The organism is Pantoea sp. QMID4, assembly GCF_030270445.1.
GTDB lineage: Bacteria > Pseudomonadota > Gammaproteobacteria > Enterobacterales > Enterobacteriaceae > Pantoea > Pantoea vagans.
Genome location: NZ_BSXL01000002.1, coordinates 147,260 through 168,900, shown reverse-complemented (window position 1 = coordinate 168,900; position 21,641 = coordinate 147,260). Strand labels below are relative to the sequence as shown.

General features: G+C 54.9%; 17 protein-coding genes. 7 read left to right on the top strand and 10 right to left on the bottom strand.

Annotated features, from left to right (window positions below):
- Positions 1–43: 43 nt before the first annotated feature.
- A complete protein-coding gene (gene arcB / locus QSK07_RS05595) occupies positions 44–2,395 on the bottom strand; it encodes an aerobic respiration two-component sensor histidine kinase ArcB (protein ID WP_098051698.1) in 2,352 nt (783 codons plus the stop codon).
- 890 nt (positions 2,396–3,285) lie between these two features.
- Here arcB and QSK07_RS05590 point away from each other — a divergent pair.
- Positions 3,286–8,817, top strand: a complete 5,532-nt coding sequence (locus QSK07_RS05590; RefSeq protein WP_285721069.1) for a glutamate synthase-related protein — start codon at positions 3,286–3,288, stop codon at positions 8,815–8,817.
- Between the two features lie 185 nt (positions 8,818–9,002).
- A complete protein-coding gene (locus QSK07_RS05585; protein ID WP_285721068.1) occupies positions 9,003–10,760 on the top strand; it encodes a sulfite reductase subunit alpha in 1,758 nt (585 codons plus the stop codon).
- A gap of 112 nt (positions 10,761–10,872) precedes the next feature.
- Here the strand turns inward: QSK07_RS05585 and sspB are convergent, their stop codons facing one another.
- The 5 genes from sspB to zapE form a co-directional block, all read right to left on the bottom strand.
- Complete coding sequence (gene sspB / locus QSK07_RS05580; protein WP_013359871.1) at positions 10,873–11,358, bottom strand: ClpXP protease specificity-enhancing factor; 486 nt, start codon at positions 11,356–11,358, stop codon at positions 10,873–10,875.
- Between the two features lie 3 nt (positions 11,359–11,361).
- Complete coding sequence (sspA, locus tag QSK07_RS05575) at positions 11,362–12,003, bottom strand: stringent starvation protein SspA (RefSeq protein ID WP_003851135.1); 642 nt, start codon at positions 12,001–12,003, stop codon at positions 11,362–11,364.
- A gap of 330 nt (positions 12,004–12,333) precedes the next feature.
- Positions 12,334–12,726, bottom strand: a complete 393-nt coding sequence (rpsI, locus tag QSK07_RS05570; protein ID WP_008925401.1) for a 30S ribosomal protein S9 — start codon at positions 12,724–12,726, stop codon at positions 12,334–12,336.
- 15 nt (positions 12,727–12,741) lie between these two features.
- On the bottom strand, positions 12,742–13,170 hold the full coding sequence (gene rplM, locus QSK07_RS05565; RefSeq protein WP_008925400.1) for a 50S ribosomal protein L13: 429 nt from the start codon (positions 13,168–13,170) through the stop codon (positions 12,742–12,744).
- A gap of 227 nt (positions 13,171–13,397) precedes the next feature.
- Positions 13,398–14,525, bottom strand: a complete 1,128-nt coding sequence (zapE, locus tag QSK07_RS05560) for a cell division protein ZapE (RefSeq protein WP_285721067.1) — start codon at positions 14,523–14,525, stop codon at positions 13,398–13,400.
- A 178-nt stretch (positions 14,526–14,703) separates the two neighbouring features.
- Between zapE and zapG the strand changes: the two genes are divergently transcribed.
- From zapG to degS, 3 genes are all read left to right on the top strand, one after another.
- On the top strand, positions 14,704–15,105 hold the full coding sequence (gene zapG / locus QSK07_RS05555) for a Z-ring associated protein ZapG (RefSeq protein ID WP_003848291.1): 402 nt from the start codon (positions 14,704–14,706) through the stop codon (positions 15,103–15,105).
- Positions 15,106–15,214: 109 nt separating this feature from the next.
- A complete protein-coding gene (degQ, locus tag QSK07_RS05550) occupies positions 15,215–16,588 on the top strand; it encodes a serine endoprotease DegQ (protein ID WP_098051702.1) in 1,374 nt (457 codons plus the stop codon).
- Positions 16,589–16,677: 89 nt separating this feature from the next.
- Positions 16,678–17,739, top strand: coding sequence for an outer membrane-stress sensor serine endopeptidase DegS (gene degS, locus QSK07_RS05545; protein WP_033781618.1), 1,062 nt, complete (start codon positions 16,678–16,680; stop codon positions 17,737–17,739).
- Positions 17,740–17,890: 151 nt separating this feature from the next.
- Here degS and epmA read toward each other — a convergent pair whose 3' ends face one another.
- On the bottom strand, positions 17,891–18,868 hold the full coding sequence (epmA, locus tag QSK07_RS05540; RefSeq protein ID WP_098051705.1) for an elongation factor P--(R)-beta-lysine ligase: 978 nt from the start codon (positions 18,866–18,868) through the stop codon (positions 17,891–17,893).
- Positions 18,869–19,002: 134 nt separating this feature from the next.
- Here epmA and QSK07_RS05535 point away from each other — a divergent pair, with 134 nt between their 5' ends.
- Positions 19,003–19,527: a lipocalin family protein gene (locus QSK07_RS05535; protein WP_098051706.1), complete on the top strand. Its 525-nt coding sequence runs from the start codon at positions 19,003–19,005 to the stop codon at positions 19,525–19,527.
- A 55-nt stretch (positions 19,528–19,582) separates the two neighbouring features.
- Here QSK07_RS05535 and QSK07_RS05530 read toward each other — a convergent pair whose 3' ends face one another.
- From QSK07_RS05530 to efp, 3 genes are all read right to left on the bottom strand, one after another.
- Positions 19,583–19,717 (bottom strand): entericidin A/B family lipoprotein, encoded by a 135-nt coding sequence (locus QSK07_RS05530; RefSeq protein WP_003848302.1) that lies wholly within the window; start codon positions 19,715–19,717, stop codon positions 19,583–19,585.
- A 102-nt stretch (positions 19,718–19,819) separates the two neighbouring features.
- A complete protein-coding gene (locus QSK07_RS05525; RefSeq protein ID WP_003848306.1) occupies positions 19,820–19,951 on the bottom strand; it encodes an entericidin A/B family lipoprotein in 132 nt (43 codons plus the stop codon).
- Between the two features lie 50 nt (positions 19,952–20,001).
- Entirely contained in the window at positions 20,002–20,568 is a 567-nt protein-coding gene (gene efp / locus QSK07_RS05520) for an elongation factor P (protein WP_098051707.1), read from the bottom strand.
- Between the two features lie 43 nt (positions 20,569–20,611).
- Here efp and epmB point away from each other — a divergent pair, with 43 nt between their 5' ends.
- Complete coding sequence (epmB, locus tag QSK07_RS05515) at positions 20,612–21,640, top strand: EF-P beta-lysylation protein EpmB (protein WP_285721066.1); 1,029 nt, start codon at positions 20,612–20,614, stop codon at positions 21,638–21,640.
- Position 21,641 lies beyond the last annotated feature (1 nt).

Below are 21,641 nucleotides of genomic sequence, written 5' to 3'. Positions count from 1 at the left end.
CTGGTGTTGGCGCAGTATTCGCGCACCCCGGCCTCGGCTGGGGTCATTTTTTTCCAGGATATGACTTATCCTGCTCTGCCACCCAGTCGCGCAATACCTGCACATCATGTCGCCACTCATGCTTCAGCTCGTCAATCCATTCAACAACGTTGTCCCACCACGCCGGTAATTCAGGACTCTGGATCTGTTTCGCCAGCATCTGCAGGCGCTGCAGCCCGACCGAACCTGCCGCCCCTTTGATCTTGTGCCCCTCTTCAGCAATGCCTTTCTGATCGCGCGCCATCAGATTCGATTCCAGCACCGCAAGATAGTCCGGCATCATCTTTTCAAACATCGTCAGGCTTTGGGTGATCAGACCGGGACCAACCAGCTCGATATACTGTTCGAGCATCGCCACATCCAGCAGCATCCGGGTTTTGTCATCGCTGACCTCTGCGGTTTCCTCTTCCGAATCTGCCTGATAATCCCAGTACTTTTTGATCATCGCGGTCAGCGCCGGCACTGCCAGCGGTTTGCTCAGGACATCATCCATTCCCGCGTCGAAATACTCTTTTTTGTCTTTGAGGACATTGGCGGTCAGTGCCACCAGTGGTGGCAGATGCGTTCCCTGATACTGCTGACGAATCGCACGCGAAACATCCAGCCCGGTCATATCGGGCAGCTGAATATCCAGCAGCACCAGATCAAACTCCAGCGGGTCGAACAGCGCCAGCGCTTCGCTGCCGGTCATGGCGACCTCGACGCTGCAGCCCAGCTTCTCAAGCACCGAGCGCGCCACAATCACATTCAGCTCAATATCTTCAACCAGCAGCACATGCAGCGCAGGGAGTGGCAGGCTGTCGTCCAGGCCTTCATCTTCCACCTCTTCAGCAATGCGTGGCGCTTTAATCTCTACGGTAAAGCATGAACCCTGCCCTGGTGCGCTGTATACACGGATATCACCGCCCATCGCCTGCGCCAGACGACGTGAAACCGCCAGCCCGATACCGGTGCCGGTCGCCGGTTTACCGCCATGCTGATCTTTGACCTGATAGTACATTGCAAAGATCTTATCCTGCTCTTCCTGACGAATACCCATACCAGAGTCCTGCACCTCAAAGCGCAGCGTTTCGTCCTGTTCATAGGCTACCCGCACCACGATTTCGCCCTGCTGAGTGAACTTCACGGCGTTACCAATCAGGTTCCACAGAATCTGACGCAGACGCGTTCCATCCGTCGAAATCATATGCGGCAGCGGCAGTTGCGGTGCAAGCACAAACTTCAGCCCTTTTGGCTGGGCCAGCAGACCGGAAAGATTTTCTAAATCGGCGAGGAAACCGGTGAAGTCGAGGGGCTGATTATCCAGCTGTACTTTGCGGCGCTCGATTTTGTCCACCTCAATCACATCATTAAAGATGTTGCCCAGCGTGATGGCAGAGACGTGAATGGTTTTCAGGTATTTCAGCTGTTCCTGATTAAGGTCGGTGTCAAGCAGAATGCGACTCAGGCCGACAATGCCATTAAGCGGCGTACGAAGCTCGTGGCTGATCGTAGAGATAAAGGTGGTCTTCTCCCGGCTTGCGTTCTCTAACGCGTCCTGATAGCGCTTACGTTCCGTTATATCGCGACCAAAGCCCATCAGCCCGCTGCGCTTACCGACGCGGTCGTAATAAGGCACTTTACGGATCTCGAAACAGGCTTTACGCCCGTCGGGATATTGCAGCCACTGTTCATAAGTCAGCGAAACGTTATGACGGAACACCTTCTCGTCCGTTTCCAGCACTTTCGTTGCCGCTTCATCATCATAGATATCGCGTGGCGTCAGGCCAATCAGCTGCTTCTCGCTTTTGCCGGTCAGCAGTTCCATCGCCCGATTACAGCCGGAGAACTGCTTATCGATATTGCGATAGAAAACCAGGTCAGGCGAAGCATCCAGGAATGAGCGCAGGAAGGAGGATTGCTGCTCCAGCTCAATCTGTGCCTGCTCGCGACGGGTCACCTCTTCACGCAGCTTGTCCATCACCTGCTCGCGAGCCAGCTCCGCCTTCTTACGATCGCTGATCTCCTGATTCAGCTGCGTGATGGTCTCTTTCATCTGCTGGTTCAGTTCCAGGTCACGGGTGCGCATCTCTTCCAGCTTATCCACCAGCCGTGCCAGCCGCTGCCGGGATTCCTCCAGCTGATCGACCACCACCGACAGAAAATAGACCGCCCAGGGCGTAATCAGCAGCCCAAAGAAGACCGAACGCACCACGTCAATGCTCTCGACATGCCCCCGCAGTACCATCGTAACCGCCATCTGGACGATCATCGCCAGCACCACCAGCGCAGACGCCAGCAGCAGCGAGAACCTCACCAGTCCAAGCTTGACCATTAAATCAACGTAGTACTGCGCCAACAGACGAATTTGTTTCATGACAACTCCCTGGAAGAGAAACAGCCTCATCATAGCGCAGTTGGGCTGCTGACGTCCCGGCACGTCGCGTGGAGATACGCGATCAAATGCGCTTTTATGGTGCATTCGCATAGCCGATAGGCGACGTTAAGAACAAAGCGCTTAAAACCCTTGACTGATTGTGCCAAATGAATAATCTGTAATGCCGCCAGCGAATCCGTGATTTCTCCGTATGGCCTTTTTTCAATATCCTGGCAACGTCCTGTTGCGCAGGCACACCCCGCTTACATGCATACCCATTCAACTTTAGTGATGTTTTAAGCACATCCGTGCTGATTAATTTTTCTTATAACCAACCGCTGTTTCATTCAAATAGCCGGACATAAGAAAAACAGATACATGCTATGCATCAGCGGTGCTGAACAGCATTTAATGCTGTCAAACATCCCCTCACCAGCATGGTGCAGAGATCTGACGCCTGCACTACAGTGAGTCAGTTCACATTTATGGGCCGATAGACAGGCAACAGAGTGATACATTTTAAACATAAAAAAACAATAAATTCATAATCTTACGCAGAAAGAACACCTGTTAACCCTGTCTGACCGCCCTATTTGACCTGATTACGCTTTCCCGATAAGTTGGAAATCCGCTGAAAGCTTTCCAGACGGGCCATTGTCTCGGCATATCTATGCAACAAGAAGACTCCCGCGCGGTTTAAGTCATCTCCTTTAAGAGACCGGAAATCAGAGAGCAGCTCAATTAAGGACGTTTTATCGATGTCTGGAGAGAAATGCTCAGGGCTATGACGCGCGCTCGACAGAGCATGGCGATGAAAATGATGTTGCGCCCCGTTGCGCTCAGACCCTGAAACAGTGCAGGTAATGTCAAAGCAGTTAAGGAGACCCTCAATGTCCACTAAAAAACCTCAATCCTATGGCTTGTATGATCCGACAGCAGGCAGTGACAGCTGTGGTGTAGGTTTCATTACGCGCAAGGACGGCGAGCAGACCCATGAAATTCTGCAGATGGCGCATAGCGCCCTGTGCACGGTGCCACATCGCGGCGGTATGTCAGCGGAAGGCGTCGGCGACGGCGCGGGGGTCAACGTTGACCTTTCCCTGCATTTCTTCCGCAAAATTACCGGCCAGCCGCTGGAAGCGGGCCGCTTTGGCGTCGGCAACTTCTTTGTGCCGAAAGATGCTGCGCTGCGCGCGAATGCCGAACGTCTGGTAGATGAGACACTCAACAGCTTTGGCCTGCCGGTGATCATGAAGCGTGACATGCCGCTCGACAATAGCGTGACACGTCCGGCCGCCGTACAGTTTCAGTTACCGATTCTGCAGTGGATTTTCACTGCGCCACAGGACGTGGCTGACCAGAATGACTTCGAACAACGCATCTACCGCGCCCTGTTAACGATTGAAGCCCGCGCCTTTACCGAAAGCGAATTTGGCGGCCTCTATCCGCTGTCGCTGTCGTCGCGCACCCAGGTGTTTAAAGGCCGTCTGAACTCCAATGAAGTGATCCCCTACTTCAAAGATCTGACCGATCCCGATCATCAGGTGCGTGGGCTGTTTTTCCATACCCGCTTCTCCACCAACACCGATCCGCATACCACAATGGCCCAGCCGTTCCGCCTGATGGCGCACAACGGTGAGCTGAATACGGACCGTAAAAACCGCATCGCTGAGTCCGCGCTGGCACTGGCCCGTGGCAAGAAAATCGTACGGCCTAAAGGTCAGTCCGACAGCTCGCGTCTGGACCAGAGTATCCACAGCCGTCTGATGGAAGATAACCTCGACCTGATCACCGCCGTCGTCTCAATGATGCCGCCAGCATGGGAAAACGACAGTTCGCTGCCGCCAGAAGTGCGTGACATGCTGGAGTACTTCTCACTGTATGAAGAGAAGAACGACGGCCCGGCAGCATTAATCTTTGGCAATGGTGAAGTGATTGGCGCCCGTCTTGACCGCCTTGGTCTGCGTCCACTGCGCTCAGTCGAAACGGCTGAGTATATCGGTGCGATGTCAGAAGCCGGCCAGATCGCCTTCCCACCCGAAAACGTGTTGCGTCGCGGCCGTATCGAAGCGGGCGGCATGCTCTATTTCGATCACCGTGAAAAACGCAGCTACACCACGCTGCAGGCACTGGAAAAACTGGCGGCGGAAAAAGATTATTCAGCGCTGCTGCGTGATGCGCGCGTTGGTCTTGACGATCTGCCTGAGATCCCGGCAGAACAGCAGGGATCACCGCTGCGTTATCGCGGCGATCTGAAAACCTATCAGCGCTTTGTGGCTTACTACTACAACCAGGAAAGCTTCAAGTTCATGATGGACCCGATGCTGAACACCGGCGCAGAGAAAATCTCCGCGATGGGTTACGGCAACGCCATTAACGGCTTATCCGATCATGAAGGCGGCATGGCGCACTACTTCTCTCAGCGCTTTGCTCAGGTCACCAACCCACCGCTGGACTCAATCCGCGAAGTGGATGGCATGACGCTGCGTGTCGCACTGGGTGCGAAACCCCATCTGGGCCGCAGCAAAGGGCGTCAGATTGTGGTGCCGACCCCAATCCTCAGCCATCTTGATATGCTGCGTTTGCGCGAACAGACCATCGCCCCTTATGCCCGCTTTGAGATGCTCTATGAGCCGGTAATTGGCAAAGATCTGCTGAGCACCACTGCGAACGCGAATGCGCTGGAAAAAGCGATTGATGACCTGGCGCAACAGGTAGTGGATTTTGCCCGTTCGCAGGGTGGCATCGCCGTGCTTACCGATCGTCACATCTCGTCAACGCACGCCGCAATCCCGATGCTGCTGGTGGTTTCTGCCATCAACCAGCGCCTGGTGCAGGAAGGCCTGCGTCTGGATGTTTCTCTGGTCGTTGAAAGCGGCCAGAGCATATCTTCGCACCACATTGCTGCCACCCTCGGCTTCGGGGCTTCCGCTATCTATCCGCTGGGCGTTCAGATGCGCGCAGAGGAGAAATTTGGCGAAGGTGAAGAGGGCAACAAAGCCTTCAAACGCTATGCCAAAGCCGCTGAAAAAGCGCTGATGAAAACCATGGGCAAAGTGGGCCTCTGTACCGTTGAGAGCTACAGCAGCGGCGAATTCTTCGAGCCTAACTTCCTCAACACCGATGATCCGGTGCTGAAAAAGTATTTCCCGAATATCAGAACCCCGGTGGGTGGCGCGGGCTTTGCAGCCATCGCAGCGATGGCCGTTGACTGGCACCAGAGCGCACTCAGGATTCAGGGCGAATCTGAAGTGCCGTTGCTGGGCCTGTTTAAAGAGCGTGCAGAAGGTGCAGGTCACTCCTACGGCACCATCGCCGTGCGTACCTTCATTGACATGACCGAAGAGCCGATTCGCTTTGCCGATAAAGCGCGCGAAGAGGACAATTTCATCCGCCTGATGACACTGGCCAAACTGGATAATGCGTTTGGCATTAAGCCAGAGACATTTAAAGACAGCAGCTTCGAGCGCATCCCGGATGATGTGATCAACAATTTTGCGATTACGGCCGATTACCGTCAGTTCTCAAGCCTGATGTATGAAGAGCGTAAACGTCGTCCGGCGGCCCTGCGTGATATCCTGACCTTCCCGGCTGACCTGACCCACATCGACAGCGAAGCGGAGTTCAGCCGTAAGCTGGGACGCTACTCGCTGACCAACAACGGTTTTGCTATTCGCGGCATGGAGTGTGAAGCGGTGGATGGCAGCCTGAATCACTTTATGTTGCGTCTGACCGATGCGATTGAGAAGCTGAAGCCAGAGAGTGAACGTCTGCAGAACCTGTCTCGCGCCCTGAAAACCCGCTTCGGCGATGATATCGAAAGCAGCGACGTGGTCACTGGCGGTCTGAAAGTGACCGCATACGGTAAAGCGGCAGATTATCTGTCACGTATCTTCACCACCCTCCCCTCACTGCCGCTGAGCGAAGTACAGCCAGCGTGTGAAATTACGCGAACCTTTGCTTCCGGGGCAATGAGCCACGGTGCACTGGTCGCGCCGGCGCATGAAGCGGTCGCACACGGCACCAACATGGTCGGCGGCATGAGTAACTGCGGTGAAGGCGGCGAGCATTACTCCCGTCACGGCACCATCCGTGCCTCCCGTATCAAACAGCTGGCTTCGGGTCGTTTCGGCGTCTGGGCTGCCTATCTGGCGGATCCGATGCTGGAAGAGCTGGAGATTAAAATTGGTCAGGGGGCGAAACCTGGCGAAGGCGGTCAGTTACCGGCAGCCAAAGTCACCGTTGAGATTGCTGCGGCCCGTGGCGGTACACCTGGCGTCGAGCTGGTCTCGCCGCCACCGCATCACGACACCTATTCCATCGAAGATCTGGCGCAGCTGATTCACGACTGCAAAGCTGCGCGGGTGCGCGTTATCGTCAAACTGGTATCGTCAGAAGGGATCGGCACCATCGCAGTTGGCGTGGCTAAAGCCGGTGCCGACGTGATTAACGTTGCAGGTAACACCGGCGGTACCGGCGCGGCGTCGGTAACCAGCCTGAAATATACCGGACGCGTAGCCGAAATCGGCATCGCTGAAGTCCACCAGGCGCTGTGTGCCAACGGCCTGCGTGAGAAAGTCCTGCTGCGCTGCTCGGGCGCACAGCAGACCGGCAGCGACGTGGTGAAATCAGCCCTGCTGGGCGGCGATAGCTTTGAGTTCGGTACCACCGCGCTGATGATGCTGAAATGCGTGATGGCAAAGAACTGCAACGTGAAGTGCCCGGCTGGCTTAACCACCAACGCAGAAGCCTTTGATGGCGATCCGCGTCAGCTGGCGCAGTACTTCCTCAACGTGGCGCATGAAGTGCGTGAGATTCTGGCACGCATGGGCCTGCGTTCCCTGCGCGAGGCACGCGGTCGCTCTGACCTGCTGCACCTGATGGATCATCCACTGGAAGTCGGCAAACTCGACTTACGCGCCATGCTGACCGTGGTTCCTGAGCTGAAGATCGACAAGCCGGTTTACCTGGAAAAAGATTTTGAGCTGGATGATGGCTGGATTGAGCAGTTGAAGCTGTCACTGGTAGAGCAGGAAACTCCTGACGTCTCACTGGGCAACAGCATCGTGCTGAATAACCGTAACAAAAGCGTCGGCGGCCAGCTGGCCATCGACATTGAGCGTATGCTGAACCATCAGCTCAGCACAGAGCAATTGCAGGCGATGCCTGCAGTCATGACCGACGATCGCGGTCGCCGCTATCTGGCCCCTGAGAGCGTAAAAATTTCCACCACCGGATCTGCCGGTCAGTCATTTGGCGCCTTCTGCAACGATGGCATGCAGCTGTCCCATTACGGCACCTGTAACGACGGTGTCGGCAAAGGACAGTGTGGCGGTGAGTTGATTGTGATGTCGCCTGGCGGCGGCGCGCAGGATGGCGATGGCAACGTGCTGATCGGTAACTTTGCACTGTTTGGCGCGACTGGCGGACGACTGTTCGTGCAGGGCCAGGCCGGCGACCGCTTCGCAGTGCGTAACTCCGGCGCAACCGCCGTTGTTGAAGGCGTGGGTGACTTCTGCTGCGAATATATGACTAACGGTGCCATCCTCAACCTCGGCACTTTTGGTAAAGGATTTGGCAACGGTATGAGCGGCGGCTTTGCTTACCAGTACGACCCGTATGGATCGCTGTCCAGCCACGCTGCAGGTGATTCAGTACGATTCGGATCGATTGCCGATCAGGATGAGATGGCGCAGGTGCACAAGCAGGCCGTGCTGACCATGCTGAACTGGCACCTGGAGGCGACCCAGTCACCGCGTGCTGCCTGGCTGCTGGAGAACTGGGAAACAGAGTGCCACCACTTTGTTTACGTGATGCCGCGCTCACTGCTGCTCTATCAGGATGGTGGCGAGATCCTGAAAGCCAGGAGCCGCAAAGATCTGCTCGAAGAGCTGTCCACAGCACTGGCAGGCCATCAGGTGGCGAAATTCAAAGCCGCGTGGCGTCAGGGTAAAACCATCGCCAACGGTGCCGTTCCGGCCTATGGCGCGACCGATACGCAGGAAATGTTTGTCCTGCTGAATAACTACACCGTGCTGAGCTTTGCCCAGCAGCTGGCACTGGCGAAGTTGCCCAAAGGCACGCCGGTTGAAGATGCGGCGGTGGAAAAAGCGGTCCGCAATCTGCTGATGACTGAAGACTTTTCGCTGGTCAGCAAGCTGCAGCGTCATGCCCGTTCCGCCATCGAGAGTTACAGCGATGATGAACTGGCCAGTCTGATTGGTACTAAACGCATGTCAGATTACAAAGCGGCACTGACGCAACGTAACATCCGCTCCATGGACAGTCTGGCGACCTACGGCTGGATCCTGTATCAGGATGCCTGTAACCGTGAAGTGCTGGGCCACCTGCCTGACTTTGAAGAGCTGTTTGCACGTGCGGCATTGCCGGAAATTGCCGCTGCGGTGGGTAAACTCTCCTGACAGTGATACTGATCAGGCTGAACTGAATATTATTAATTGATCATTGCCCGGATTAATCGTTGTACCGGACAGAGGCAGAACCGCTCTTCCCTGCTGCACACGCTGCCGCGCGGGAAGGCGGAGCCGCTTTCAGACCGGGGAACGCCACTGATATCGGGCGAGAACGGGATTGAGTAAAAGTACCCATGAAAATTCCTTATATTCCAGAAGATGCACCTTTTAATGGCGATCAGAAGTACTGGCTGGCTGGCTTTCTCGCGGGCCTTCACTCCCGTTTGCTGGTCTTAGAAGACAAGCAGCAACCTGCCGCAGGTACGGGCGCAGCCGCGACCACGCAGCTGCACATTCTGTACGGCTCCCAGACCGGCAATGCCGAAGCGCTGGCCCAGACCGCCGCGAAATCTGCCCGTGCGAAAGGGCTGGTGCCGGTGGTTCAGGCGCTGGGCGATGTTGATCTCGACGTGTTTGCCACCATGCGCCATGTACTGATTGTCACCTCGACCTATGGTGAAGGTGAGATGCCGGACAATGCCCAGCTGTTCTGGGATGCGATCTCTGCCAGTACCGCACCGCGTCTGGAGCAGATGCATTTCGCCGTGCTGGCGATTGGCGATACGGGTTACGATGGCTTCTGTCAGGCGGGCAAGTTCATCGATATGCGCCTTGAGCAGTTGGGTGCGAAACGCGTGGTGGATCGCATCGACTGCGATATCGACTATGAAGAGCCGTCCAGCGAGTGGCTGAACAGCTCAATGCCACAGTTTGCCGCCAGCGCAGGCAGCAGCGGCACCGTGCTGGAGAGCGCGCCTGAAGCGCCGGTCATTCCAGGCAGCAACAAATCGAATCCGTATGCCGCCGCGCTGATCACGAATAAGCGCTTGTCAGGCGAGCAGTCAGCCAAAGATATTCGTCATTTCGAATTCGACCTGTCTGACAGCGGCCTGAAGTATGAAGCGGGCGATGCGCTGGGCGTGATTCCGGTCAACGAACCCTCACTGGTCAGCCTGCTGCTAACCCAGCTTAATGCTGACTACCAGACGCCAGTACCTGGCTTTGACCGCAGCCTCGGCGACCTGCTGACCTATCAGTTTGAGATCTCAGAGCCGTCACGCAAGTTAATCGAGTGGGTTGGACAGAACACCACCAATCAGGAACTGCGTCATGTCTTACAGCATGATGATAAAGATGCGCTGGGCGTCTGGTTGTGGGGTAAAGATACCCTTGACCTGCTGCAGCTTGAACTGACGCGCACGCTGACAGTGCCTGAGTTTGTTGCCCTGCTGCGCCCGCTGCAGCATCGAGCTTACTCAATTTCATCCAGCTCTAAAGCCCATCCGAATCAGGTGCACCTGACCGTTGCCTCGGTGCGTTATCACAGTGGCGGCCGTAATCGCGGCGGCGTCTGCTCGACCTATCTGGCCGAACGCGTGCGTCGTGGTGAGAAGCCCGCCATCTTTATCTCACCCAATAAAGCGTTCCGCGTCCCTGCCAATAACAGCGCACCGCTGATCATGGTGGGACCGGGCACCGGTATCGCGCCATTCCGCGCCTTCCTGCAGGAGCGCCAGGCTACCGGCGCGCAGGGAAAAAACTGGCTGTTCTTCGGCGATCAGCATCAGGAACATGACTTTATCTATCAGGATGAGCTGCTGGCCTGGCGGGATAGCGGCTTGCTGACTCATCTGGATCTGGCCTTCTCACGCGATCAGGAAAAGAAAATCTACGTGCAGAGCCGGATGCTGGAACAGGGCGCAGAACTTTATGCGTGGCTGCAGGAAGGGGCGTACTTCTACGTCTGTGGCGATGCCTCACGTATGGCGAAGGATGTGGATAATGCGCTGTATGAAGTGGTTCGCCAGTTTGGTGGTCTCTCCACCGAGCGCGCGGCGGACTACGTCGACCAGCTGAAGAAAGAGAAACGCTACCTGCGCGACGTTTATTGATTGTGAAGGTCTGCTGATAAAAATCCGGCTTGCGCAGGCAGCCGGATTTTTTTATGGCTGACAGGCAAAAAAATACCCGTCGCATGGACGGGTATTCGCTGTCAGGTCACGGCTATTTCACGACGCGCAGTGAAGGCCGTCCGCCACGTGGCGGTGGATCGTCATCAGGCGGCGTCTCGTCATCGCTGGCGTCGTCAGGACGATCACCATCAATCACGGACATCATGGTCTCTTCCTGACCTTCTGACGCCTCCTGCATACCCAGCTCGTAAGCCGGTTCCGGTTCAAACATCGTACCGGCACCGTTTTCACGTGCATAGATCGCCAGAATCGCCGCCATCGGCACGTTAACCTGGCGAGGAACGCCACCAAAGCGGGCGTTGAACGACACCTGATCATTGGCCAGGTCGAGGTTACCGACAGCGCGTGGCGCGATGTTCAGGACAATCTGACCATCACGCGCATACTCCAGCGGCACCTGCACACCCGGCAGATTAATGTCGACCACCAGATGCGGCGTCAGCTGGTTGTCGAGCAGCCAGTCATAGAAGGCGCGCAGCAGATAGGGACGACGTGCAGTAAGTTGCGACATTTCCATACGTTAAGCCCGGGCTTGCAGGCGCATTTCACGTTCAGCTTCAGTTAATGAAGCAAGGAAAGAATCACGCTCAAATACGCGGTTCATGTAACCTTTCAGCTCTTTAGAACCCGAGCCGATCAGATCGATGCCCATGGAAGGCAGACGCCATAACAGCGGTGCCAGGTAGCAATCGACCAGACTGAACTCTTCGCTCATGAAGTAAGGCGTACGGCCAAACAGTGGCGCGATGGCCAGCAGCTCTTCGCGCAGTTGCTTGCGTGCAGCTTCGGCTTCCTGACCCGTGCTGTTCTCGACTTTCCGCATCAGGCTGTACCAGTCCTGCTCGATGCGATGCATCATCAGGCGGCTGTCACCACGGGCCACCGGATAAACCGGCATCAGTGGCGGATGCGGGAAGCGCTCATCCAGATATTCCATGATGATGCGTGATTCATACAGCGTCAGCTCACGATCTACCAGCGTTGGTACCGTGCGATACGGATTGAGGTCAATCAGATCCTGCGGCAGGTTATCCATTTCGACCTGCTCGATCTCTACGCTGACACCCTTCTCCGCCAGGACGATACGAACCTGATGGCTGAAAATGTCAGTAGGACCAGAAAACAGAGTCATTACCGAACGTTTGTTGGCAGCGACAGCCATGAAAACCTCCAAGTTTGTTCACAAAAAGATACTGCGAATAGCCAACCACACGGCGATTCACCAGCTTATCGAACTCGCACGCAACCTGGTTAGCCGCGTCACAGATACTGACGCCCCGACAGAGGGAAGGCGCATAACGCACCGGCCTGCGGGCGCAAAGTGACACAGAGTTTACCAGATTTTAGGCTGCTTGTGGGCGTGTAATGAATCTTTGCAGGTAAATTGAGCGCGATGTTACGGTTTTCGCGGGAAGTCGAGGGAAGGCAGAAAATAAAAAACCCGCCGAAGCGGGTTTTTTGAGCCAATTGCCGCAGCCGGAGCTGCAAACAATTAACGCTTGGAGAACTGAGGACGACGACGTGCTTTACGCAGGCCGACTTTCTTACGTTCAACCTGACGCGCATCACGAGTAACGAAGCCTGCTTTACGCAGTTCGCCACGCAGTGATTCGTCGTATTCCATCAGAGCGCGGGTGATACCGTGACGGATCGCACCAGCCTGACCAGAAATACCGCCACCTTTAACAGTGACATAGAGATCGAATTTACCAACCAGGTCCAGCAGCTCAAGCGGCTGACGAACTACCATGCGGGCAGTTTCGCGACCGAAGTACTGTTCCAGAGAACGTTGGTTAATTACGATGTTACCGCTACCCGGCTTAATGAATACGCGAGCGGTAGAGCTTTTGCGGCGACCAGTGCCGTAGTTTTGAGTTTCAGCCATTGCCTTTAATCCCGATTAAATGTCAAGAACTTGCGGTTGCTGTGCCGCATGGGTGTGCTCGTTGCCTGCGTAAACTTTCAGTTTACGGTACATAGCACGACCCAGCGGGCCCTTCGGCAGCATGCCTTTAACCGCGATCTCAATCACACGCTCAGGACGGCGAGCAATCATCTCTTCAAAGGTCGCCTGTTTGATACCACCGATGTGGCCGGTGTGGTGATAGTAGATCTTGTCAGTACGCTTGTTGCCAGTTACAGCAACTTTTTCTGCGTTCAGAACGATGATGTAATCACCCGTATCAACGTGCGGAGTGTATTCCGCTTTATGCTTACCACGCAGACGGCGCGCCAGTTCAGTCGCCAGGCGACCCAAAGTTTTGCCCGTTGCGTCAACTACAAACCAGTCACGTTGGACGGTTTCTGGTTTAGCTGTAAAAGTTTTCATCGAAAAGCTTACCCAAATTAAGTTACACGTTGGTGAAATCCCAAACGCTTAAGTAAACGAATGAGGCTCACACGACCATTTTGACCAGCAAGCCACCCCTTCGGATAGAGTTACTGGAACACAGAGGATTTGGGAAAAAAATCCTTTGCTGTAACGTGGGGTCGCAAGATTATAGAGAAGTCGGTTACAAAAATCGAACCCTATTTCGGTATTTATCCTGTTTATTCTCACGGCAGGTGCGGCAAACGCAGATACTCTTCGCTCTGCATCTCCTGGAGTCGGGATAAACAGCGCTGGTATTCAAACTTCAGTCGCGTGCCCTGATAAATCTCGGTCAGTGACGTTTCCGCCGCAACCACCAGCTTCACATGACGTTCATAGAACTCATCGACCAGCGCCAGGAAACGGCGCGCCGGGTCTTCAGTTTTATAAATCATCACCGGCACGTCATAGAGCAGCACGCTGTGAAAACGGCGCGACAGCGCAATGTAGTCATGCTGACTGCGTCCCTCACCGCACAGGGTCGTGAAATTAATGGCCAGCACGCCTTCGCTCACGCCCAGCGTCGGCATCTGGCGATGGTTAATTTCCAGAACCGGTGCCGCTTCAGGCTGGCTGCCTGACAATGCTTTGAACATCCGGCCCATCTCGGCATGTGTCTCTGCGTTGAGCGGGAAGTTCCACAGATGCGCGGAGGTCAGCGTGCGTAACCGGTAGTCGATACCGGCATCCACGTTCATCACATCACAGTGTCGTTTTATTTGCTCAATAGCAGGCAGGAAGCGGGCACGCTGCAGACCATTGCGATAGAGATCGTCCGGCGGAATGTTCGAGGTGGCGACCAGCGCGATGCCGCGTTCAAACAACGCTTCCATCAGCGTGCCCAGCAGCATTGCATCGGTGATATCGGAGACAAAAAATTCATCAAAACAGAGGATGTCGGTTTCGGCTTTGAATTTGTCCGCCACGATCAGCAATGGATCGCTCTGGCCCTGAAGCTGCGTAAGTTCTTCGTGTACCCGCAGCATAAAACGGTGGAAGTGCAGACGCAGTTTGCGATCGCCAGGAATAGACTGAAAAAAAAGATCCATAACCCAGGTCTTACCGCGACCGACACCGCCCCACATATAGAGCCCGCGTACCGGTTGTACTGTCTCTTTTTTCTCTTTGCCCATCAATTTAGAGAGGCGTCCCAGCAGGCCGGATGAGGAAGGTGCGGCAGATTGTTGCCGGGCAACCAGCGCCTGCTGCAGCGCGTCTAAACGGGTAATCGCTTCACGTTGTACGTCATCGGGCCTGAATTCGCCCTGCGACAGCGCCTGCTCATAGCGTGCAAGCAGAGTTGAGGTTTGCATTATTGTTTCAAAGTCCCTGAATGGTGTCTGATTGATACCACGGTTGCTGAAAAAAAGGCCGTTCTACACTAAGCCATGCTGCTCCGGAGTTCCACATCCATAAGATTAACGGGTATAGTGACTATTATTGAAATGGTGCAACGCCCTACGGAACAATGGAAATAACACGGGAGTCATTATGACCTGGGAATACGGGCTAATTGGTTTAGTGGTAGGTATTATTGTCGGCGCAGTCGCCATGCGTTTTGGCAACAAAAAGCTGCGTGAGCAGCGCAGTATGCAGTATGAGCTGGAAAAATCGAAAGCGGAGCTGGCTGATTATCGCGAAGAGCTGACCAATCACTTCGCGCAGAGCGCGGAGTTGCTGGACAACATGGCGCGTGACTATCGTCAGCTCTATCAGCATATGGCAAAAGGCTCAAATGACCTGCTGCCAAATCTGCCTGGCCAGAAAAATCCGTTTGCCTATCAGCTGACTGAAGCTGAAGCGGACAACGATCAGGTGCCGGTGCAGATGCCACGCGACTACTCTGAAGGCGCATCCGGTTTACTGCGTGGCGAGCGCCCTGCCCGCGACTAATCTTTTTGGGCGCAGCCTGTCTGCGCCCGCTGTTTTTGCGAACCCTGACCGCAAACGACTGTCACACTCATTAATTCCTCCCACCTTTTGCAGCGAGAGCGTTGTAGCAATGAAAAAACAAGCACGCCTGTTTAGCGCATTAGCCCTGAGTATTGGGATGAGCCTTGCCGCCGCGCCAGACGCGATGGCAACGCTGCCAGCACAAATTGCGGGCCAGCCGCTGCCAAGTCTGGCACCGATGCTGGAAAAAGTGTTGCCCGCCGTGGTCAGTGTTCACGTGGAAGGCACCGATTCAGGTGCACAGGCTCAGGATATTCCTGAACCCCTGAAACGTTTTTTCGGCCAGATGCCTGGCGGAAACAGTCAGCCCCAGCCATTTGAAGGTTTAGGTTCTGGCGTCATCATTGATGCCGCTAAAGGCTACGTGCTGACCAACAATCACGTGGTCAATGGTGCGGATAAGATCAACGTACAGCTTGGCGACGGCAGCGAATATGAAGCCAAACTGATCGGCCATGATGAGCAGACCGATATTGCGTTGATTCAGATTCAGGGCGCAAAAAACCTCACACAGGTTAAAGTTGCAGACTCCGATCAGCTGAAAGTCGGTGATTTTGCGGTGGCGATCGGTAATCCGTTTGGCCTGGGGCAGACCGCCACTTCAGGGATTATTTCTGCGCTGGGCCGCAGCGGCCTGAACCTGGAAGGGCTGGAAAACTTTATTCAGACCGATGCCGCCATTAACCGCGGTAACTCGGGCGGCGCGCTGGTCAACCTCAACGGCGAGCTGATCGGTATTAACACCGCGATTCTGGCCTCCAGCGGCGGCAATATCGGCATTGGCTTTGCGATCCCAAGTGATATGGCGATGAACCTCGCGCAGCAGCTAATCAAATTTGGAGAAGTGAAGCGCGGTCAGCTCGGCATCAAAGGCACTGAAATGACGGCCGATATGGCTAAAGCGTTTAATGTCGATGCGCAGCGCGGCGCCTTTGTCTCAGAAGTCTTACCGCAGTCTGCCGCACAGAAAGCGGGCGTGAAGTCAGGCGATATCATTACGTCAATCAATGATAAGCCGATTACCAGCTTCGCAGAGTTGCGCGTCAAAGTGGGCACCACGCCGCCAGGCGAACAGGTTAAACTTGGCCTGCTGCGCGAAGGTAAGCCGCTAACCGTTACCGTCACGCTGGAACAGAGCGCCCAGAGTACCGCCAGCGCTCAGCTGATGTCACCTGCACTTCAGGGCGCAACTCTGAGTGATGGACAGACCAAAACCGGTGATAAAGGCGTGAAGGTCGATACCATCGAAAAAGGTACGCCGGCTGAACAGGTTGGCCTGCAGAAAGATGATGTGATTATCGGCGTTAACCGCAATCGCGTTCAGACCATTGCAGAAATGCGTAAAATTCTGGAAGGAAAACCGCCGGTACTGGCACTGAATGTGGTGCGCGGCGATGAAAGTATCTATCTGTTGTTGAAATAAACATCGCATTACGGCGGACACAAGCGCGTGTGTGTCCGCCGCTCTCATGTTATTCTCCCCTGCGATCTCCCCTGGCGTGATTTAACACCATGTTTCTTAAACTTTTGCGTGCCGTGGTGCTGGGCCTGATTGTGGCGGGTATTTTGCTCGCAGCACTGCCTGCACTGCGTATGGGCAGCGACGCCCTCTATAACCACGAAAATATTACCGACGAAACGCCCTTTAGCTTCAATCAGGGGGTGCGCCGCGCCGTGCCTGCTGTTGTGAACGTTTACAACCGCAGCGCCCATGGCAACAACAATCGTGGCATCACCACCCTGGGTTCAGGGGTGATCATGAATACGAAAGGCTACATCCTTACCAATAAGCATGTGATCAACAATGCCGATCAGATTATCGTGGCATTGCAGGATGGCCGCTTCTTTGAAGCGACGCTGGTGGGGTCCGATGGCATGACCGATCTGGCGGTTCTCAAGATTACGGCCTCCGGCCTGCCCGTTATCCCGATTAATCCCAATCGTCAGCCGCATATTGGTGATGTGGTAATGGCAATCGGCAACCCCTACAACCTCGGTCAGACGGTAACGCAGGGCATTATCAGCGCCACGGGCCGCGTAGGCCTGAGTTCGTCAGGCCGGCAAAACTTTCTGCAGACCGATGCCTCAATCAACCAGGGTAACTCCGGCGGTGCGCTGATTAACTCACTTGGCGAACTGATGGGCATCAACACCCTGACGTTTGATAAGAGTAATGATGGTGAAACCCCGGAAGGCATCGGTTTCGCCATTCCAACTGTCTTAGCGTCGAAAATCATGGATAAGCTGATTCGTGATGGTCGGGTGATCCGCGGCTATATCGGCATTACCGGGCGTGAGTTGCCACCGCTGCATGGTCAGGGCAGCAATCTGGATCGGGTTCAGGGCATTATTGTCAGTGTGGTCACACCAGACGGGCCAGCGGATAAAGCCGGGATTCAGGCCAACGATGTGCTGCTCAGTGTCAACGGCAAGCCAGCCATCTCCGCGCAGGAGACCATGGATCAGGTAGCAGAAATTCGTCCGGGTTCAGTCATTGATGTACAGGTGCTGCGAAACGATCAGAAGCTGACGCTACCGGTGACCATTCAGGAGTTTCCGGATAGCAGTAGTTAGCTTAAACCGGTGTCGGGTCAAGGATGGCCCGGCTGATCGCAAAGAAGGCCGCCATCCATGGCGGTCGGCCTCGCCATCCTGGCTCGGACGCTTTGCTCTTCATCCGGGCCACCCCTTCCCCATTAACCCGTCATCGTTTGTGAATAACCGATTAGCAACGATCCACCGGAAACGCGATCACTTCACTCAATGACTCCGCTTTCAACGCCAGCATGATCAGGCGATCGATACCCAGCGCGACCCCGGAACAGGCTGGCATGCCATGCGCCAGTGCATCCAGCAGATAGGTATCAATCGGATGCTCAGGCAGACCGCGCGCCGCACGGCGGCGGTTATCCTGCTCAAAGCGCTGACGCTGCTCACGGCTGTCGGTCAGCTCACGGAAACCGTTCGCCAGCTCAATGCCCTTGTAATAGACCTCGAAACGCTCGGCCACACGATGATCTTCCGTACTGATCTCCGCCAGTGCCGCCTGGCTGGCCGGGAAGTGATAAACGAAGCAGGGTTTATCCTGACCAATCTTTGGTTCCACACCCAGCATAAACAGCAGCATCAGTAAGGTATCACGATCCTCTTCTGCGCGCGCCAGCTCGCCCTCACCCAGCTTCTCCGCCGCTTCGCGCAGTTGCGCTTTATCCGCTGACAGCGGATCCAGCTCCAGATGGCGGATAAATGCCTGCTGATAAGAGAGCGACTCGGCGCTGTCACACTCCAGCACCTGCTGCATCAGATCGTCGACTTCGTTCATCAGACGGTACATGTCGTAATGCGGACGATACCACTCCAGCATGGTAAATTCGGGGTTGTGGTGACGTCCCGCCTCTTCATTACGGAAGCTGCGCGCCATCTGGTAGATCGGGCCACTGCCCGCCGCCAGCAGACGTTTCATGTGATATTCCGGACTGGTCATCAGCCAGAGATCGCGCCCCTGCGCCGCACCAGGCCCGACAAAGCGCGTCTGGAAGGGCACCAGATGGATATCGGTAATCGTTGCCTGGCTCATCGCCGGCGTATCGACTTCCAGCACGCCGCGATCGGTAAAGAAACGACGCACTTCGGCTAAAATAGCGGCACGTTTTAACAAATTGGCGATGGATGCGCTTGGTTGCCAGCTTGCCGTTTCGCTCATGGTGATGACTCCTGATACAAATTAGGGGGGAAGTCTACCTGCAATACGTGCGGCAAACAATCTCGTGCCCGCGCTGCCAAAAACAGCATTTCGGCTTCTATACTTAAGCGGTTAAATCACAAAGGAATCCCACAATGTCTCCATGGAAAACAGTTGTTGCCAGCCTGAGTGCTTTTCTCTCTGTCGCCTGTAGCACCACGCCGCCAAAGAACGTCACGGTCGTGAGTAACTTTGACAGCCAGCGCTATCTCGGTCAGTGGTATGAGATTGCCCGCCTTAACCACCCTTTTGAGCGTGGCCTTGAGCAGGTGACGGCAAACTACAGCCCGCGTGAAGATGGTGGTCTGAAAGTGATTAATCGTGGCTATAACGTCAAAAAGCAACGCTGGCAGGAGAGTGTCGGTAAAGCCTACTTTACTGGTGAACCTCAGCGTGCGTCGCTGAAAGTCTCTTTCTTTGGCCCCTTCTACGGCGGCTATAACGTTATCGCACTGGATCCCGACTATCGCTATGCGCTGGTGTGCGGCCCGAATCGTCACTATCTCTGGATACTGTCACGGACACCCCAACTGGAGCCGGGCGTAAAAGAGAAACTGGTTGAGCAGGCGCGTCGGGATGGTTTTCCGGTCGAAGAGCTAATCTGGGTAAAACAGAAATAGTGCAGATTATGACAAGCCGGTACGAAAGGCCTTTCGTACCGGTTGGAATAACAGGTTACTTCGTGCTGTTCTGAATCGCCTGGCCACCCGCCTCGACATCTTCACCGACACCACGCGTGGTATTACACGCCGTCAGCAGAGAAGAGAGCACCAGTACAGAGAAGATTGCGGCAATACTTTTCTTTAACATAACAATGTCCTTTTTGATGGATGTAAAGTACAGCGCTTTAAGCATAGCCGGATTTCAGGCAGTTGCTGCGGGCAGGACTCTAAAAAGGACAATCAGTTAAGGTCATTTTGCCGCACGCGAAATGGCACCGCCTAAGTGGGAGACATCTTCGCCAAAACCGTGGAATGTGTTGCAGGCGCTAAGCGCAGAAGAGACCAGCAATGCGAATGCGATTAATTTTGCCAGCTTGATCATTTTTTCTCTCAGACAAGAAAAAGGCGCACCAGTAGATGCGCCTGCGAATCTTATTTTACGCGTGACACGTATTCGCCAGAGCGGGTGTCAACTTTAACCACTTCGCCCTCTTGCACGAACAATGGCACTTTCACCACGGCGCCGGTAGACAGCTTGGCTGGCTTGCCGCCAGTACCCGCAGTATCACCTTTCAGACCTGGATCGGTTTCGATAACTTCAGCTTCGATAAAGTTCGGCGGCTGAACGGCGATTGGACGGCCGTTCCACAGCGTAACGATACATTCAGCGTTATCCTGCAGCCATTTTGCTGCATCGCTTACCGTCTTCTCTTCAACCGGGAACTGCTCAAAGCTTTCCGGGTGCATGAAGTGGTAGAACTCGCCGTCGTTGTACAGGTAGTTCAGGTTGGTATCTACAACGTCTGCGCCTTCGGCGGAGTCGGTAGATTTAAAAGTTTTCTCAACGCGAGAACCCGTCAGCAGGCGACGCATTTTAACACGTGCGAATGCCTGACCTTTACCCGGTTTAACGAACTCACTGGATTCGATGGCATACGGCTCGCCTTCGAACATGATTTTAAGACCGGGACGGAAATCGTTGCTAGAATAAGTCGCCATGAAGGCCCTCTACGAAAATTGATACTGGTACTAAGCCAAAAAAATGGCACACATTGTAACCCTAAAAACACCTTCCAGAGAAGATTGGTTGCAGCAACTTGCGGATGTTGTCACTGAACCTGATGAATTACTGCGGATTTTAGCCCTTGATCAGCTCACTGAGCTGGCTGAAGGTGCGGATGCGCGACGTCTTTTCGCCCTGCGTGTTCCGCATGCGTTCATCCGCCGGATGAAAAAAGGCGATGCGCACGACCCGCTGCTGCTTCAGGTACTGACCCGCCGCCAGGAATTCATCGATGCGCCAGGTTATAGCACCGATCCACTCGATGAACAAAGCAACGTTGTACCTGGATTGCTGCATAAATACCGAAACCGGGCATTATTACTGGTAAAAGGCGGCTGCGCCGTCAATTGCCGCTACTGCTTCCGTCGTCATTTCCCTTATCAGGACAATCCCGGTAACAAGCGTAGCTGGCAGGCTGCACTGGACTATATCGCCGATCATCCTGAGCTGGATGAGATCATTTTTTCCGGCGGCGATCCCCTGATGGCGAAAGACCATGAGCTCGCCTGGCTGATCGCGGCGCTGGAACAGATCCCGCACCTGAAGCGTCTGCGCATCCACAGCCGCTTACCGGTAGTGATCCCGGCGCGCATCACCGATCAGCTCTGTCAGATGCTCAGCGAAACCCGCCTGCAGGTGCTGCTGGTGACGCACATCAACCATGCGCAGGAGATCGATGATGAATTGCGTGAGGCGATGAGCAGCCTGAAGCGTGCCGGTGTCACCCTGCTGAATCAGAGCGTGCTGTTGCGTGGCATCAACGATAATTCGCAGACGCTGGCCACACTGAGCAATGCGCTGTTTGATGCCGGTATTCTGCCCTACTATCTGCACGTGCTGGATAAGGTACAGGGTGCCGCGCACTTCTTTGTGTCAGATGAGGAAGCCCGTCAACTGGTGCGTGCGCTGCTGTCACAGGTCTCAGGTTATCTGGTGCCAAGGCTGGCGCGAGAAATTGGTGGAGAGCCAAGCAAAACACCACTGGATTTACAGTTACGTCAGGAATAAA